Source organism: Blautia sp. DFI.9.10 (genome assembly GCF_024461705.1).
GTDB lineage: Bacteria > Bacillota > Clostridia > Lachnospirales > Lachnospiraceae > Blautia_A > Blautia_A fusiformis.
The window spans coordinates 19,915-36,718 of the sequence record NZ_JANGAA010000016.1 but is presented as its reverse complement, the minus strand read 5'-3'; the positions used below and the strand labels follow the sequence as shown (position 1 = coordinate 36,718).

The window sequence follows — 16,804 nt, the reverse complement described above, 5'->3', positions numbered from 1 at the left end:
TAATATGGGTTTACTTTTTTTCTGAAATGATATTTACAGAAGTCCTCCGATGGATAAGAACAGAGGAGCAAATACCAGTGATACAATAGTCATAAGCTTGATCAGGATGTTAATGGAAGGCCCTGATGTATCTTTGAACGGATCGCCGACTGTATCGCCGACAACGGCTGCTTTGTGCGCCTCGCTGCCTTTTCCGCCATGATGACCTGTCTCGATGTATTTTTTTGCATTATCCCATGCACCACCTGCGTTGGACATGAAGATCGCCATCAGTACACCTGTTACAAGAGCACCGGAAAGAAGTCCTCCAAGAGCCTCAACGCCAAGAACAACACCTACGATAACCGGAACAACGACCGCCATGATTCCAGGAAGCATCATCTCGTGAAGAGCTGCTGTTGTGGAGATCGCAACGCATGATTTGTAATCCGGTTTCTCAGTTCCCTTCATGATACCCGGTTTCTCACGGAACTGGCGTCTTACTTCCTCGATCATCTTGTAAGCAGCCTTGGAAACGGATTCCATTGTGAAGGCCGAGAAGAGGAATGTAAGCATACCACCGATAAAGATACCGATCGTAACACGAGGAGCAAGGATATTGATCGCATCCAGATTTACTGCATTCGCATAAGATACAAACAGAGCAAGCGCTGTAAGAGCTGCGGAACCAATCGCGAAGCCTTTACCCATAGCTGCTGTTGTGTTACCTACAGAATCAAGCTTATCTGTGATCTCACGAACTGACTCATCCAGACCTGACATCTCTGCAATACCACCGGCATTGTCAGCGATGGGTCCATACGCGTCAACGGCAACTGTGATTCCTGTTGTGGAAAGCATACCAACTGCTGCAAGAGCGATTCCGTATAATCCATCCACACCGTATGCTACAAAAATACCAACACAGATCAGCAGGATCGGGAATGCTGTAGATTTCATACCTACTGCGATACCACTGATGATAGTTGTAGCTGCACCTGTCTCAGACTGCTCGCCGATTCCCTGAACCGGTTTGTAATCTGCAGATGTGTAATACTCTGTAATGTTTCCGATGATGACACCGACAACAAGACCTGCGATCACAGCAATGGCTGCCTTCATGTCTCCGAAGAGAGTCTTGCTGAGGATCAGGGACACGATGATAACAAGTGCTGCAGATACATAGCTTCCTCTTGTGAGGGCTTTCTGCGGATTGGAATTATCATCACCTTTTACAAAGAATGTTGCAATGATGGATGCGATCAGTCCACAGCCTGCAATAGCCAGCGGATAGAGAACACCGGAAACTGCTCCGGCTACCGCACCAAGTGTAAGGGCAGATACCAGAGATCCTACATAGGACTCAAAAAGGTCTGCACCCATACCGGCAACATCACCTACGTTATCACCTACGTTATCCGCGATAACAGCCGGATTACGAGGGTCATCCTCCGGGATTCCTGCCTCAACCTTACCTACAAGGTCAGCTCCTACGTCAGCTGCCTTTGTATAGATTCCACCACCAACACGTGCAAACAGTGCGATGGAAGAAGCACCAAGGCTGAATCCAGAAAGTACGTCAACGTTCTTTGTGATGATATACACAACGCTGACACCCAGTGCACCAAGACCTGCAACACACATACCCATAACAGCACCGCCGGAGAATGCAATGGAAAGAGCCTTGTTCATTCCTCCCTCTTTTGCTGCATTTGCTGTTCTTACATTAGCCTTTGTTGCAACGGTCATACCGCAGTATCCTGCGATTGTTGAAAACAGAGCACCTACTACGAAGCAGATTGCTGTTACCCAGCTTCCAACTCCGATTCCGATCAGTACAAAAAGTACGGCTACAAAAATAACCAGGATCTTGTACTCTGCTGTTAAGAAGGCGCGGGCACCTTCTGCGATCGCACCTGCGATCTCCTTCATTCTGTCTGTTCCTGCATCCTGCTTGCTGACCTTCGCTGCAAGGTATGCTGCGAACAGAAGTGCCAGTACTGCTGCCACCGGCACCAAATACATGTAGTTTTCCACTCTTTTTACCTCCGTTCATGTATTGTTAATACTTTATCACATTATTTTGCATATTTCAAATAGAATTTTCACTTAGTTTTTTGTTAATATTGTGATATAATAAAAATTTATATAAATGGGATAAAAATTTTTTATATTATTGCTCGCATTTTTTCAGTTTCAGACAGATTATATAATAGGAAGTTTTTTATATCTCTATTTGGACAAAATTTCCATTTTTCTTTCCAGAAGATTTTTTTCCAATAATTGTTTTTCTGCATTTTCGAATCCAATTCGTTCTATAGTCTCGGCAAAACGTTCTCCCTTTAATCCCTGGTCCTTAAAAAGCAGGATTGCCTTCTCAATAACATCCAGTGCCTCTTCCTCTGACGTAAAGATCCGGTTCAGGGCCTTTCCATGAGAAATTTTCTTTCCCCAGCGTCCACCGATATAGATCTTGAATCCGTAGGTACCGTCCGGGATGGAATGGAATGGACATTTTCCCACACACCTTCCGCAGTGTCTGCAAAGCTCCTCATCAATGTGCAGTTTCCCGTCAACGACTTTCGCCACTTTGTTTGGACATGCAGCTTCAATGGCACATTTTTTGCAGCCCTTGCATGCCTCGCTGTCAAAGTGCGGGATCCTCTGTCCGATGATCCCCACATCATTCAGATTTGGTTTCACACAGTTATTCGGGCATCCGCCTACTGCGATCTTAAATTTATGCGGCAGTGCAACCTGACGGTAGCCTTTATAGAATCTCCGGAAAATCTCTTCTGAAATTGCATAGGAATCCAGAAGTCCATACTGACAGGTGGTTCCCTTGCAGGATACTACCGGTCGGACCTTTGCTCCTGTTCCTCCTGTCTCCAGACCTTCCTTCGCAATAAATTCCTGAAACTCTTCGATCTTTTCGTAGGGGATTCCCTGGATCTCCACGGAAAGCCTGGTCGTGTAGGTAAGATTTCCGTTGCCGAATTTCTCTGCTGCTTCCGCCATACATCTGTGCTGTGCCGCTGTCACCTTTCCGTTTACAGTGATCACCCGTGCAGAAAATTCATCGGTTCCCCGGTTATTTAAAAAACCCTGCCCCTTCAGTCTTTTCTCTTCCTCTTTGCTTACAGTTAATGCTGACATATTTCCTCCTCCTGGTCTCACCGGCATTCCGATACTTTCCCACGGTATCGTTGCCCTGTATTTTGCAATGTTGAAATCGTTTTCACGTACTTCCTACTATACCACTTGAAGATGTATTTGAGAAATGATATTATTTTATAAAAATGATAGGTTTTACCTATATACCAATTTACAATAAAAGGAGATTCCATATGACCATCCGCCATCTCACTGTTTTTGCGGCCGTTGCGGAACAGGGCTCCATGAGTGCTGCTGCCAAACATCTTTATCTTTCCCAGCCAACAGTCAGTCAGGCCGTCCGTGAGCTGGAAGCTCATTATAACGGCCTTCTCTTTGAACGTCTTGGAAAAAAGCTTTATCTCACAGAACGGGGAAAGCTTCTTCTTCCCCATGCCCGTGAAATGATCCGCCAGTTTCAGCAGCTGGAAGAGCTGATGCAGAACCAGGGACAGTCTTCCACCCTGAAGCTTGGCTCCACCCTCACTGTGGGAACCTGCCTGACCCCATCCATTATCCTGGATCTGCAGAAAAAAATCCCGGACCTTGACGTTTACTCCTTTGTCACCAACACGCAAAATATCGAACAGAAGCTTCTGCGTTCTGAGCTGGACGCTGCTGTGGTAGAAGGTGAGATCCATTCCCCGGACCTTGTCGTTCTTCCCATCATCGACGACTGTCTGGTCCTTGCCGCCGGAAAAAAGCATCCGTTTTACCGCAGAGGACGCATCCATGTCCAGGAGCTGAACAACCAGAAATTTGCAGTCCGGGAATATGGAAGCGGTACCAGACAGCTTTTTGAGGATTACACCCTTCGCCATGATCTGAAGATCCGAACTGCCTGGGAAGCCAACAGTCCGCGGGCACTGCTGAACGCAGTGCTGTATAACCAGATGCTCTCTGTTATGTCCATCCGTCTTATGCATCATGAGATCCGTCACCGTTCAGTCCGGGTCTTCTGCAACGAAGCAGGGGAATGGAACCGGAAATTCAAGCTGGTCTATCACAAGAATAAGTTTCTTACCCCTGCTATCTTTGAGCTGGAAAAGATCCTTCACACCTATCAGCAGCTGGAACTACCCTCTGTCATGGGTGTTCTGGAACAGGAATAAGCAGGGGACTTACCTGATCCAGTAAAAAAAACGGCCGCACATATCGCTCTTACGATATGTACAGCCGTTTTTCGTTTTTTCTCACCCGACAGGGTCGGATCTTTTTTTGAACCGGATATTTAGTTTGATTCGTTGAACACGTTTTTATCCAGTGCACCGTTCTGGTGTGCAACGATGGTTGTGCAGACTGCATCACCGGTAATGTTAACCGCTGTTCTGGTCATATCCAGGATACGGTCAATACCCATGATCAGACCAATTGCCTCAACCGGAAGTCCTACAGAGTTAAATACCATGGTCAGGGTAACAAGACCAACACTTGGTACACCGGCAGTTCCTACGGAAGCAAGGGTTGCAGTTCCGATAACTGTCACATAATCCATCGGACTTAAGTGGATACCAAAAGCCTGTGCCGCAAATACTACGGCAACCCCCTGCATGATAGAGGTACCGTCCATGTTGATGGTAGCTCCAAGAGGAATGGTGAATGAAGAAATCTTCTTGGAAACACCCACTTTTTTGGACAGGGTATCAATGGACATCGGGATCGTGGCATTGGATGTAGCTGTTGAGAATGCAAATGCCATAACCGGGAAAAATTTCTTGATGAATTTTATCGGATTCAGTCCTGTGAAGATCTTCAGCAGGATCTGGTATACGCCGAAGCACTGGATCGCCAGTGCAAGGAGAACACCGATCATATATTTTGCCAGCGGGATAAATGCGCTGAAACCGATGTTTGCAAAGGTTCTGCTGATAAGGCAGAATACACCGATCGGTGCAAGTGCCATGATCATCATGGTCATCTCCATCATGATGTCATTGAACTGGCTGAAAAAGTTCGCTACTGTCTCTGCGCGCTCTCCCATTTTCGCAAGAATCACACCCACGATCAGGGCAAATACGATAACCTGAAGCATGGTTCCGCTTGCCAGGGAATTGATCGGATTGTCCGGAATGATATTCAGGATGGTATCCGTAAGAGAGGTCGCCTCCATAGTCTCCACAGAGGAAGCGGAGGACTGAATAGAGCTCATATCGAGTCCCACACCCGGATTGATCAGATTACCTACCGTCAGAGCAACCGAAACAGCCAGAGCTGTAGTCGCCAGATAAAATACCAGTGTTCTCACACCTACGGTTCCAAGCTTCTTGGTATCACCGATGGACATACTTCCGCAGACAAGGGAACAGAATACCAACGGTACAACCAGCATTTTCATCAGACGGATAAATCCCTGTCCGATCACATAAAGGATTCCCTCCACGATCACATCTTTCTTGAAGCTGCTGTCAGGAACCAGGTAACAGAGAATGATTCCCAGTATCGCACCTGCGATCAGCGCCACAAAGATCTTCGTGGTAAGGCCCATTTTCTTTTTCTGCTGTGTTTTCTCTTTTATATTTTTCTCTTTCATTCTAGTCCTCCGCTCTTTCATCCATATATTCTTTCAGCGATGCTTTCCAGTCCGGCATGTCATACACTTCAATAATACGGAGGATAAAATTATCAAGGACGGCATATGGCGGTCTGACAGAAGAAAGATCTGACTGCTCTGTCGGCACGGATCTCAGTTCGATCTCCTTTCCTGCAAGGCGAAGGATCTCGGTTGCAAACTCATAACGGTTGCATACACCGCTGCAGGTTACGTGATAAGTTCCATATTCGTTGGTATCGATAAGATACAGGATCATTCTTGCCAGATCCTTGGCGCTAGTCGGTGATCCGAACTGATCCGAAGCAACGGAAAGCGCCTGGCCTTTTTCTGCTGTCTCCAGCACACGGTTTACAAAATTGTTTCCGCCTTTTCCGTATACCCAGTTGCTTCGGATAATGAAATGTTTGTGTGTAAACTCTTTTACATAGTTCTCTCCGGCTCTCTTGGAACGGCCGTAAACAGTCAGCGGATTGGTATCGTCAAACTCTGTATACGGTTTTTTGCTCTTTCCGTCGAAAACATCATCTGTGGAAAGCTGGACGATCTTTGCCCCGCATTTTCTTGCCACGATGCTTAAGTTTCTTGCTCCCAGTGCGTTGACACGGTATGCATGTTCCGGATTCTTCTCACACTCATCGGTATCTGTGATACCGGTGCAGTTGATGATCACATCCGGACGGTTAATGGAACCGAAGTTGATCACTTCATCTGTGTCTGTGATATTCAGCTCATCAAGATCTGTGTTCAGAGTCTCGATCTGCATTGGATCCAGAACATCATTCAGTGCCCGTCCGATCTGTCCGTTGGCACCTGCGATCCATACTTTTAACATCTTTCTACCTCCCTGGTGTAATATGTGTGATATATAAAATAAAGAGACATTGATTTAGATCAAAACCAATGCCCCTTTAACCTATATACTGTAATATATTTTATCAATATCACAAAAAACTGTCAAGAAAAAAGCCCCTGTTTCCATAAGGTTCCTGCTGCTGATGTTACTGCCCACCAGCAGTATTTCCTCAAGATGTTTTTGTGAACAGAATTTACAGAAATCCTGAGGATCGGGAGTTCCATAACTCCCGATTTTGTATTGTAAATTCTGTCCCATGAATTATAATCTAAACAGGAGATCATCTAAAAACACATACAAAGGAGAAACTTATGAAAAAGCTAAAAAAATTAACATCTCTGCTATTTCTGTTCTGCTGTCTTTGCTTCTGTCTGATCCTGTTTCCACAGACAGCCCGGGCAGGCTCTCTTACGCCAACCGCACAGGACAATCTCAATGTCAGGTTACGCCGTACCTCTGATCTTATTCCTGTTTCCGGCGGATACATGAGGGTCTTCCACCAGAAAAATTCTGTCGGCGTTGAATATTACGATAATGATCTGAAGATCAGAAGCAAGCGCAAGATCAACATGGAGCTTCCACTGTGGGGTGGCTTTTATGCCGGATCTGACGGATATTATCTGGTAGAAGGCCAGACAAACAACAAAGAAAACGATTCCGCTGAGGTCATCCGCGTTATCCGCTACGATACAAGCTGGAACCGGAACGGTGCAGCAGCAATTACCAGTAACCCGGAGCTTTTTGGCGGTGAGGTCCGCACGCCCTTTGACTATGGCTGTGTGGAAATGACAGAAAGCAACGGCAAACTCTATGTTGTTACCGGTCACGAAGGATATGTGGATCCCTCTGTCGGTCAGGGACATCAGGGCTTCCTTATGGTCGAGATCGACCAGGCAACCATGAAAGGAAAGATCGTTTCCTGCGATCTGTGGCATTCCTTTGCACAGTATATCAAATCACAAGGTTCTTATCTCTACGTACTGGAGCAGAGTGAGGGTTCACGATGTACAATTCTTTCCAGATACGACAGCACTACACTTGCCTGCACCACCATAGAGCTTTTGCCATACGGAGGCTCACATACTTCTGTGTGGGCACTGGCCTGCTACGCAAGCGTTGATGGCATGGCTGTTTCCTCTGACAGTGTATTATGCGTTGGCACTTCCATCGATCAGTCCAAATATGATAAGGTATCTGAAAACACGCCTCATAACCTTTATCTGTCCGTCACACCAATGTCTGACTTTTCCGAAAAAGCAACCACTACCAGGAAGCTTACCAACTTTACAGGCGGAGGAAAAAGCTTTGCGGGCGTAAAGATCACCAAAATAAATGACAACCGTTTTATGATTTCCTGGGAAGAATACGTCTCCGACGATAACAAGAAAAACTCTTCCGCTAACGATCCGCTCTCTTCCAGCACCCTTCATTATCTTTTTGTGGACGGAAAGGGAAAGAGTCTCAGCAAAGAGTTTACAACAGCTGCTCCGATTTCTGACTGTCAGCCTGTGGTAAAGGATTCCAAGGTCGTTTATTATGCTTCAAACTCCAACACCTTGAACTTTTATTCCATTAATTCCGACAACGGAAAAGCTGACAAAAAAACTTACCATATCGCAGGTGACAACGCAACCTGGAATTTCAAAAACGGTATCCTTACGATTTCCGGCTACGGACCACTTTCTATTTCCACAGAGGAAAACCACCGATACCCGGTCTCTTCAACAAAAGGCTGGTTTTCCTTCTCCAACGATTCCTCCTGGAAAGCTATCAAAAACCAGATCAGAAAGGTAATAATAAAGCCCGGGATCACAAGTATTTCCGAAAGGGCCTTTGTTTCTCTTCCTGAGCTGAAAGAAGTGGACATCCAGAAAGGGGTCACAAAGATCGGAAAAGAAGCTTTCGCCTACTGTGACAAGCTATCCAGGATCAACATACCTGATACTGTTAAAAGCATTGGAACGGATGCTGTGTGGGGCGGCTACGGGTATGTCAACTCTCATGCATATTTTTGCAAGATCCATGCTCCGTACGGCTCTTACGCAGTTACATATGCCAAGAAAAACAATATCAGCTATGCATGCAATATTTCCGATGCAGCTGTAACAGGGATCAAAAAAACATATACCTATACAGGCTCTGACATAAAGCCCGTTCCAACCGTAACTCTTGGAAAAGCAAAGCTTTCTGGCATCAATGATTATCATGTGACATACCAGAACAATAAAAAAGCAGGAACTGCTACCCTGAAGATCATCGGTGATAACCATTTCTACGGAACCATCACCTTAAATTTCCAGATCACTCCTGCAGCCACACCAAAGCCACAGACTGCAAAAACATTCCGGGATGCTTATAATGTCTACACAGTCAATACCACCGGGACTTCCGTAGCACTAAAGGGACCACGTTCACGCAATACTGTCACTGCAAAGATTCCGGCCACTGTCAAAGCTAACGGAAAAACCTACAAAGTCACAGCCATTGCAGCCAATGCCTTCAAAAACTGTAAAAACCTGAAACAGGTAACGATTTCAGGAAATATCACAAGCATAGGTGCCGGAGCCTTCCAGGGATGCATAAGTCTTCGTACTGTAAAAATCGGTTCCCGAGTTTCTGCGATCGGCACAAAAGCTTTCTGTGACTGTAAGGCCCTTACCTCTGTCACCATACAGACAGGACGTCTTACTTCCAAAAGCTCAGGTAAATATATCTTCACAAGAGCAGGTCAGAATAATTACAAAAAACTGACTGTAAAGGTTCCGGCAAGCAGACTTTCCTCTTACAAAAAGCTGTTTCAGAGCCAGGGTCTGTCCACACAGGCCAGGGTTATCAAATAGTCAGGATCGTACCTTGCATTTCCACGCCCCTTATGCTATACTCAGTTTCGCTGCAAAAGCCCGCAAAAACCAAGGTCGTACAGGGCTTACAAGGCGGTCACCGCCTATAAATGTGCCGAGTGTTCGTGACCTTCCACTCGTAAAACAAAACTAAAGGAGAATAAAAAACATGAAAAACAAAGGTACTCATTTTCTGGTACAGGGAGCTGCCATTGCAGCTGTATATGTTGTCCTGACACTGGTATTCGCGCCACTTAGCTTCGGTGAAGTTCAGATCCGGTTTTCCGAGGCGCTGACCGTGCTTCCGTTCTTCACACCGGCTGCCATCCCGGGACTGTTCGTGGGATGTATCATTGCCAATCTTCTTGGCGGTGCGATTCCAGTTGACATCATTTTCGGAAGCATTGCCACACTTATCGGTGCATTCTTTACCTACAAGCTTCGCAATACAGGCAAATGGACAGCCCCGATCCCGCCGATCGTTTCCAACATTGTGATCGTTCCTCTTGTGCTTCGTTACGGATATGGCATTAACCTTCCTATCCCGTTTATGATGCTCACAGTAGGAGCCGGCGAATTTATCTCAGCCGGTGTGATCGGTATGATCCTTCTTGGAGCACTTTCCAAATACAAAAATGTACTTTTTCATAAAAAAGCAGCAGTCTGACTAAATCTGCTGCCCACAAAAAGGAGCCATGAGAAAACAGCAGCATTTCTCATGGCTCTCTTTTATTTTTTCTCTGCGGATTCCTGCAGACTGCGCAGGATCCTCTTTTCCATTCTGGATACCTGTACCTGGGATACGCCAAGCTCATGGGCGATCTCCATCTGGGTCATGTTCTGAAAATACCGCATATAGATCAACCTCCGCTCCTTTGCCTCCAGAGTCCCCAGTATCTCTTCCAGAAAAATCCTGTCCAGTACTTTTTCCTGCCGGTTTTCTTTTTCCGGAAGCTTGTCCATCAGAGAAATCTCCGTTCCCTCACCCTGATAGATTGTTTTGTGAAGAGATTCCACCTCTGCACCGGATTCCATGGTCATTACCAGTTCTTCTATGGAAATTCCCATTTCCTCTGCCATTTCTCCCGTCGTAGGTTCCCGCTCCAGCCGGCGTGTCAGTGCTTCTCTCACCTGATAGATCCTGTAGTGGTTTTCCTTCAGAGAACGGCTTACCTTCAGTATCCCGTCGTCCCTGAGATAACGTTTGATCTCTCCGATGATCATGGGAACGGCATAGGTGGAAAATTTCACATCGTAGGACATGTCAAACTTATCCACAGCTTTCAGAAGTCCGATGCTGCCGATCTGGAACAGATCCTCCATCTCCACCCCTCGTCCCAGAAAACGCTTTGCCACACTGTATATCAGTCCTGTATTTTCCTCAAACAAAAGATCTCTTGCCGCTTTATCCCCCTGGTGTGCACGCCCGATGAGGACAAGAGTACGATCCATAGTTACCTCCTGATGATCTTTTTCATGTGCACTGTAGTTCCACGGCCAACCTCCGATTCCACCTGAAGCTCATCCATAAACGCCTCCATGAATGTAAACCCCATACCGGAGCGGTCTTTATCAGCCTTTGTGGTAAACAGAGGCTCCATGGCTTTTTTGATATCCGGGATCCCGGCTCCGTGATCTGTCACATCTACCTGAAGCTCCTGCCCCCGGAGACGACATTCTACCCGGATCTTATGTATCTCCCCTTCATACCCGTGTATGATGCAGTTGGTCACTGCCTCCGATACTGCGGTCTTCAGATCCGAAATTTCCTCTAGCGTAGGATTCAGCTGTGTGCAGAATGAAGCCACAGCAACTCTTGCCAGTGCTTCATTTACCGGTCTGCTGTCAAAAATGATCGTCATTTCATTTGTGTTTTCCATCATAAACACCCTCCTGTTCACCTGCCGATTTTTTAATTCCACAGATTTCAATATATTTTCCCACTCCGGATAGCCGTAAAAGCTTTGCAATATGACTGTTCACATTGACAACCTGCACACATTTCCCCCTCATGCCAAGTGCCCGGTACCTACCCATCAGCAGACCGATCCCGGAACTGTCCATAAAAACGGTCTCTGAGAAATCAAAAATCATATTTTTTATATAGTTATGTCCAATAATCCGGTCTGAATCTCTCCGGATCTCATCAGAAGCCGGATGATCCAGTTCCGCCGGAAGATGTACAGTCAGCACGGTTCCGGATTTTTCAAAACCTGATGTCATTCTATCATTCCCCCATTTTTGATTTTTTATTCCATTTCTCATGACCAAAGGGTAAAAAAAGAGGAATGCGCCAACGCACATTCCCCTTATCCGAGGTTTCTCCTCTGTATGAATTATGATATTTTTTATTCTGTATAACCTCCATCGTAAGAGGAATCCTCATATCCTCCGTCACTGTAGCTGCTGTCTTCTCCGGAATCTCCGTCAGAGCTCTGTGTATCTTCTCCATCCGAAGCTGCGGCATCCGCTCCAGCTTCAGCTGTTCCATCTGTACTGCTGTCAGCACTGGACGTTCCGTCAGAAGCTCCGCTCCCGATCCCGCTTACACCGGTCTTTCCGCTGATAGTACTGTAAATCCCCTTTGCAGAATCTGACAGTGTATCCACATATACCTTCTGTAGTTCCAGCGCCGCTGTATCCAGATCCTCCTGCTGCATGGCAGTATATGCATTAAACAAAGCCTCATAGCTCTGACTGCGTTTCTGCTCTTCCTCTGCCTGCTTGGCAACTGCATCTGCCGTATCACTGGACTGGGCAGCTTCTCCCTGAGCTTTGGTAAGCTCCACGCTCTGGCTGGAAAGAGAATCACTGTACTGTATGATCTGCTGATTGGCCTGCCTGTAAATATCCTGTTTCACAGCCGGCAGTACAAGGAGCCAGAATGCTGCCGCCCCTGCCGCAAATCCAAGTACCGTGGTAAAGAAAAGTGATATCTTTGATCTTTCTTTATAAGACGACGGCCTTACAACGATTTCTCCTGAAATATTATCATTCTCATTTTTTTCATTTCCAAACAAGCCCTTACGCCGTTTTTCCATCTTTGTGGTAACACCCGTCTGCTCGTCAACTTCACGCAGGAAACGAAGTGTGGTGGTATTGGTCTTGTCGATCCTGGCTGCTTTTTTCAGGGTTCTTCTCGCCTTATTCCACTCCTGATTCTTCATCTGGATCAGAGCAAGAAGATGATACCCCTTGATCAGCTTGGGATTCTGGGACAGGATCTTTTTCAGGCGGATGGCCGCCATATCCTCATGGCCTTCCCTGCACATGGCAAGGGCATTGTTATATTTCTTGATGCTTTCGTTGATTGTTTCCAGTTTGTTCTGGTTTGCCTGAAGCCTGGCAATATATTCTGAAGCCAGATTTCGGTTCTTCTGGATATTCTTGCTGATGACCCACTCACTCAGTGCGGCAACCACCTCACCGGTCTCAAAATATACAAGACCAAGAAGATTTCTTGCACGGATATTCCGTTTGTCATAAGCAAGACTTTGCTTCAGACAGCTGATCGCCCCGGACAGATCCCGGATGCTGGCTTTTTCCAGCCCCTGATTATAATAAAGCTTGGAAAGATAATCCACCTTCTTCTGGATCAGTACATTGGCTCCACAGTGCGGACAATAATCCAGATCTGTATCCGTCAGGAACGCTCCACAGTTTATGCAGTTCATCCACTTCTCCTTATCTTACACGTCTGTTGCTCTTGACCTCACGCAGCATCTCCTGGAGTACATCCATGATATCTGTGATCTCCCGGTCATAAATGACACCTTCTACATCTGCCACATCCAGACATGGTTCAAATTTCTTTAGTTCCTCTTCGTAATCGATCATAATTTTTTCCTCCTGATCACAGCCTTGATCTCACCGACCAGATAAAGGGATCCTACACAGAACAGCATTCCATCCTCACCTTTTTCCTTTACTGCCCGTTCAAAAGCTGCTGGAACATCCTCTATTGCTTCCACTTCCGGTACTCCGTCTTCACGGAAGATCTCCGCAAGCTCTTCTACCGGAACTTTACGGTATCCGCCTACCTGTGTGACGATCACATGTCGAAAACGGATCCTGCTACAGATCGTGCGGATCATATCCGTATAGTCCTTGTCATCCACTGCGGAAAACAGCAGAGTCAGAGGAAATTCCTTCTGGAAATGTTCTGCTGTCTCTACAAACTTCTCAACACCGTCTTCGTTATGTGCGCCATCCACGATCACCCCCGGAAGAACCGTTTCCATCCTTCCCTGCCAGCGTGTTTTTGCCATACCAGCCTTCAGAGCCTCCAGAGATACCGGAATCTGATCTTCCAGTACCTGAATGGTTTTCACCGCAAGCGCTGCATTCATAACCTGATAACGGGCGATAAACGGTATATCAAATACGGTATCGCCATATGTCTCGTCCTTAAGAGAAAACCGGATTCCGTCCTTTGTGATCTTATGGATCTCTGTGTCTTCCCGTTTCAGCTCATAATATGGACATCCCAGCTTCTCTGCATGCTCACGCATCACTCCGGCCGCATCCGGATCATTTCCATCGTAGATCACCGGAACACCCGGCACCATGATCCCTGCCTTCTCTCCTGCGATCTCGGAAACTGTATTTCCAAGATACTGCATATGATCGAGGCTGATGGATGTGATCACACAGGCTGCCGGATCCTCCACAGCAGTGGTTGCATCCAGACGTCCGCCAAGACCGGTCTCCAGTGTTACATAATCCACGCCGGCTTCTGCAAAGATCACCATTCCCATTAGAAGGAGTGTCTCAAAATAGGTGGGATGATAGCTTCCCTCTGCAACCAGCTCATCGGAAAGCTTTTTAACTTTTTCAAAAGCACGAAGGAAGGTATCGTCATCGATCACTTCCTCGTTGATCTGAAAACGCTCGTTGATCTCAACCAGATGAGGAGATGTAAAAAGTCCGCAGGAATATCCTGCTTCCCGAAGGACCGATGTGATAAAAGCACAGGTACTTCCCTTTCCGTTGGTTCCTGCCACATGGATCACACGGAATTTCCTCTGCGGATCTCCAAGTCTTCTTAAGCATTCTCTGGTATGGTCCAGGCTGTTCTTAGTAGTAAATCTCGGTATATCTTCAATATACGCAACTGCTTCTTCGTAATTCATAAAAAAAACCATCACTTATCTATAATGTATTCGTAAAGAACTTTTGGGGAGAAAAGCTTCTCCCCTCCTGTTCGTTACGATACCATTATATAATAGTGGTGGAAGATGTCCAGTCCTAATCGTAATATTTTATCCGACATTTTTTGTATCGGAGTATCTTTTCTATGCCATTTACTGGTTGTCTGTACTGTTTTCTTCACCGGAATCTTCTGTGGATTCCGTTTCTGACGCTGTATCCGTTTCCTCCATTGACCCTGTATCAGAACTGCTCTTTTCACTGTCAAGCTTCCACTTGCTGTCAGCGAGCAGCGCATAAACCGCCCGGTCATGGCTCTTTGTCATGGCCTTTCTTGTGGAACTGTTACTTCGCTGCACTACCGAGAGCCGGTCAAAATCATCCAGTTCCTTTCCGGTAATGATCAGCTTGGTAGGATTCACGTAAACCGTATCATACCATTCTCCGTTGATCTTCACCTGGCTGGACGGCGTAAAGTTTGTTCCCTGGATATAATAGGTGTGATCCGTCTCAGACACAACCTGAATGGAATCCAGCGTGGTATCATAGATTCCCATACGCATCTTTGTCCGCTCAAAAAGATTCGCTCCGTCATATGTATACTGCTTTCCGTAGAGAAGATCGTACTGCAGGGTCTCCAGATCCACCTGATAATTTTTGGTGTTTCTTCTTGCCTGATGATACTTGAAAACATTTCCCTCATGGATACCTACACGGTCCATAACCTCTGCTGCCATCTGGTATGCCGCAAGATTTTCTTTCTTTTTCTTAAGTCCGAAATTATCCCACATCACATACTCTGTCTGGAACAGATATTTATTCTCCACATCCTCCACGGTCAGTCCCATGGTCGGCAGATGATCACCATACATGACCAGTACCACATCCTCCGGGTAATCTGCCAGCCTGTCAGTCAGCTCTTTGACAAAATTATCCATCTCATGGATCTGATTTACATAATACTCCCACTTATTATTCAGCTCGTCAGTAGGTGCCCCGGAAACTGTGATCTCCGGATTTTCCAGTACCGGTTCTGAAGGATAATCTCCATGTCCCTGTACGGAAATAGTATATACATAATCAGGCCCTTCTGTAGAATCCAGACACTTGACGATCTCATCGGTGAGGACACTGTCCTTGGTCCAGCCCAACGGGTTCTTCTGGTTTTCATCCTTCATATACTCTGCCGAAGTGAAGGTATCAAATCCCAGATTCGGAAAAATACTTCTTCTTCCGTAGAAATTCGCCTCATTATTATGTACTGCATGAGCAGTATAGCCCAGATTCTTCAGAACATACGGTGCGCTCTCACAGGTAGTTTCCTTAAGGATACTCTTGTAAGGATACTCTCCCGGTCCAAAATAATGAAGGCTCATTCCGGTAATGGATTCAAACTCAGTATTTGCGGTTCCGGCTCCTACGGAAGGTACCTTATAATATCCGGAGGAATACTCCTTCATCAGCTTTCTGAAATTCGGGATAGGATCTTCTGACAGCTCCAGATAATTTACCAGCGTAGGATCAAAAAAGGACTCCAGCTGTAAAAACAGAATATTCGGATGACTGCCTTCTTTCGTTTCCGGAAGATTTTCTTCCGACTTCTCGATCCTTTTGATCTCGCTTTTGGAATAGTCTCTCGGGGCACTGATTCCGGTATTAAAGATCGTCGTTGCCAGACAGTAAGGATATCCGTAATCCTCATAAGCTATGGCAATGTTTCCAAAATAATTGGAAAGAACTCTTTTTTCCAGAGCAAGCTGTGTAATTCCTCCAAAGGCAAGGACCCCGACCAGGACCAGCGGAATATTCACCTTGTATTTCAGCTTGCCTCTGTACTTCGGCGACCTTATCAGGATGATCAGAAGGATCAGAACCGCAATTCCCAGAAGAACTGCACCTATGGTCATCTGGGTATGGGTCAGATATTTTTTTGCAATACTGAGACCATCTGTCAGATTCTTCACATCCGGTCCTGTAAACGGTGTGACACGGTTGAGAAGAAGCACACCGTTTACGATTCCCAGAAACAGCCATAAGCTGCCCACAAAGATACGCCAGAAAATTCTCTTTCGGAAGAGATAAACAATCAGCATCGTCGTAAAGATAAACGCTGCATTATAAGCAAATACAAGCGGCCTTGTGGTCATGTAGGTCCACGCCTCTGTGAACGAGTGCCTGCATATGGCCTCGATCACAAAGTACAGGACTGCACAGCCCAGAGCCTGAAGTATCAGCGAAATCTTATTGAAAAAGTTACACCACTTCATTAAAACACTCCTT

The 16,804-nt window shown here is 46.1% G+C and carries 14 protein-coding genes; 3 read left to right on the top strand and 11 right to left on the bottom strand.

Annotated elements, in window-relative coordinates:
- Window positions 1–33: 33 nt before the first annotated feature.
- Together NE671_RS10585 and NE671_RS10580 are read right to left on the bottom strand one after the other, a co-directional pair.
- The gene (locus tag NE671_RS10585; protein WP_044961021.1) at window positions 34–2,016 is read right to left on the bottom strand and encodes a sodium-translocating pyrophosphatase; all 1,983 of its coding nucleotides are present in this window, start codon (window positions 2,014–2,016) and stop codon (window positions 34–36) included.
- Window positions 2,017–2,211: 195 nt separating this feature from the next.
- A complete protein-coding gene (locus NE671_RS10580; protein WP_021977051.1) occupies window positions 2,212–3,135 on the bottom strand; it encodes a 4Fe-4S binding protein in 924 nt (307 codons plus the stop codon).
- 191 nt (window positions 3,136–3,326) lie between these two features.
- Between NE671_RS10580 and NE671_RS10575 the strand changes: the two genes are divergently transcribed.
- Entirely contained in the window at window positions 3,327–4,244 is a 918-nt protein-coding gene (locus NE671_RS10575) for a LysR family transcriptional regulator (RefSeq protein ID WP_015526901.1), read from the top strand.
- 119 nt (window positions 4,245–4,363) lie between these two features.
- Here NE671_RS10575 and NE671_RS10570 read toward each other — a convergent pair whose 3' ends face one another.
- Window positions 4,364–5,662, bottom strand: coding sequence for a dicarboxylate/amino acid:cation symporter (locus NE671_RS10570; protein ID WP_015526900.1), 1,299 nt, complete (start codon window positions 5,660–5,662; stop codon window positions 4,364–4,366).
- A 1-nt stretch (window position 5,663) separates the two neighbouring features.
- Window positions 5,664–6,515 (bottom strand): dTDP-4-dehydrorhamnose reductase, encoded by an 852-nt coding sequence (gene rfbD / locus NE671_RS10565; RefSeq protein WP_173740437.1) that lies wholly within the window; start codon window positions 6,513–6,515, stop codon window positions 5,664–5,666.
- 332 nt (window positions 6,516–6,847) lie between these two features.
- Here rfbD and NE671_RS10560 point away from each other — a divergent pair, with 332 nt between their 5' ends.
- Together NE671_RS10560 and NE671_RS10555 are read left to right on the top strand one after the other, a co-directional pair.
- Window positions 6,848–9,376, top strand: coding sequence for a leucine-rich repeat domain-containing protein (locus tag NE671_RS10560; protein WP_256163965.1), 2,529 nt, complete (start codon window positions 6,848–6,850; stop codon window positions 9,374–9,376).
- A gap of 169 nt (window positions 9,377–9,545) precedes the next feature.
- Window positions 9,546–10,043, top strand: a complete 498-nt coding sequence (locus NE671_RS10555) for a QueT transporter family protein (protein ID WP_015526895.1) — start codon at window positions 9,546–9,548, stop codon at window positions 10,041–10,043.
- 62 nt (window positions 10,044–10,105) lie between these two features.
- Here the strand turns inward: NE671_RS10555 and NE671_RS10550 are convergent, their stop codons facing one another.
- The 7 genes from NE671_RS10550 to NE671_RS10520 form a co-directional block, all read right to left on the bottom strand.
- A complete protein-coding gene (locus tag NE671_RS10550) occupies window positions 10,106–10,828 on the bottom strand; it encodes a SigF/SigG family RNA polymerase sporulation sigma factor (RefSeq protein WP_021650746.1) in 723 nt (240 codons plus the stop codon).
- Window positions 10,829–10,830: 2 nt separating this feature from the next.
- On the bottom strand, window positions 10,831–11,256 hold the full coding sequence (spoIIAB, locus tag NE671_RS10545) for an anti-sigma F factor (RefSeq protein ID WP_015526893.1): 426 nt from the start codon (window positions 11,254–11,256) through the stop codon (window positions 10,831–10,833).
- Complete coding sequence (locus NE671_RS10540) at window positions 11,240–11,599, bottom strand: anti-sigma factor antagonist (protein ID WP_044961012.1); 360 nt, start codon at window positions 11,597–11,599, stop codon at window positions 11,240–11,242. Before NE671_RS10540 ends, spoIIAB begins: the two co-directional genes overlap by 17 nt.
- Before the next feature lie 125 nt (window positions 11,600–11,724).
- Window positions 11,725–13,050: a tetratricopeptide repeat protein gene (locus NE671_RS10535; protein WP_021650743.1), complete on the bottom strand. Its 1,326-nt coding sequence runs from the start codon at window positions 13,048–13,050 to the stop codon at window positions 11,725–11,727.
- A 10-nt stretch (window positions 13,051–13,060) separates the two neighbouring features.
- Window positions 13,061–13,213 (bottom strand): hypothetical protein, encoded by a 153-nt coding sequence (locus NE671_RS10530; RefSeq protein ID WP_015526890.1) that lies wholly within the window; start codon window positions 13,211–13,213, stop codon window positions 13,061–13,063.
- On the bottom strand, window positions 13,210–14,508 hold the full coding sequence (locus NE671_RS10525; protein WP_044961009.1) for a bifunctional folylpolyglutamate synthase/dihydrofolate synthase: 1,299 nt from the start codon (window positions 14,506–14,508) through the stop codon (window positions 13,210–13,212). Before NE671_RS10525 ends, NE671_RS10530 begins: the two co-directional genes overlap by 4 nt.
- Window positions 14,509–14,679: 171 nt before the next feature.
- A complete protein-coding gene (locus NE671_RS10520; protein WP_021650740.1) occupies window positions 14,680–16,791 on the bottom strand; it encodes an LTA synthase family protein in 2,112 nt (703 codons plus the stop codon).
- Window positions 16,792–16,804: the final 13 nt, after the last annotated feature.

Excerpts from the sequence above, each read along its gene's own strand:
- NE671_RS10580 (WP_021977051.1), bottom strand. The coding sequence starts at position 3,135 with ATGTCAGCATTAACTGTAAGCAAAGAGGAAGAGAAAAGACTGAAGGGG.
- NE671_RS10575 (WP_015526901.1), top strand. The coding sequence starts at position 3,327 with ATGACCATCCGCCATCTCACTGTTTTTGCGGCCGTTGCGGAACAGGGC.
- NE671_RS10570 (WP_015526900.1), bottom strand. The coding sequence starts at position 5,662 with ATGAAAGAGAAAAATATAAAAGAGAAAACACAGCAGAAAAAGAAAATG.
- rfbD (WP_173740437.1), bottom strand. The coding sequence starts at position 6,515 with ATGTTAAAAGTATGGATCGCAGGTGCCAACGGACAGATCGGACGGGCA.
- NE671_RS10560 (WP_256163965.1), top strand. The coding sequence starts at position 6,848 with ATGAAAAAGCTAAAAAAATTAACATCTCTGCTATTTCTGTTCTGCTGT.
- NE671_RS10555 (WP_015526895.1), top strand. The coding sequence starts at position 9,546 with ATGAAAAACAAAGGTACTCATTTTCTGGTACAGGGAGCTGCCATTGCA.
- NE671_RS10550 (WP_021650746.1), bottom strand. The coding sequence starts at position 10,828 with ATGGATCGTACTCTTGTCCTCATCGGGCGTGCACACCAGGGGGATAAA.
- spoIIAB (WP_015526893.1), bottom strand. The coding sequence starts at position 11,256 with ATGGAAAACACAAATGAAATGACGATCATTTTTGACAGCAGACCGGTA.
- NE671_RS10540 (WP_044961012.1), bottom strand. The coding sequence starts at position 11,599 with ATGACATCAGGTTTTGAAAAATCCGGAACCGTGCTGACTGTACATCTT.
- NE671_RS10535 (WP_021650743.1), bottom strand. The coding sequence starts at position 13,050 with ATGAACTGCATAAACTGTGGAGCGTTCCTGACGGATACAGATCTGGAT.
- NE671_RS10530 (WP_015526890.1), bottom strand. The coding sequence starts at position 13,213 with ATGATCGATTACGAAGAGGAACTAAAGAAATTTGAACCATGTCTGGAT.
- NE671_RS10525 (WP_044961009.1), bottom strand. The coding sequence starts at position 14,508 with ATGAATTACGAAGAAGCAGTTGCGTATATTGAAGATATACCGAGATTT.
- NE671_RS10520 (WP_021650740.1), bottom strand. The coding sequence starts at position 16,791 with ATGAAGTGGTGTAACTTTTTCAATAAGATTTCGCTGATACTTCAGGCT.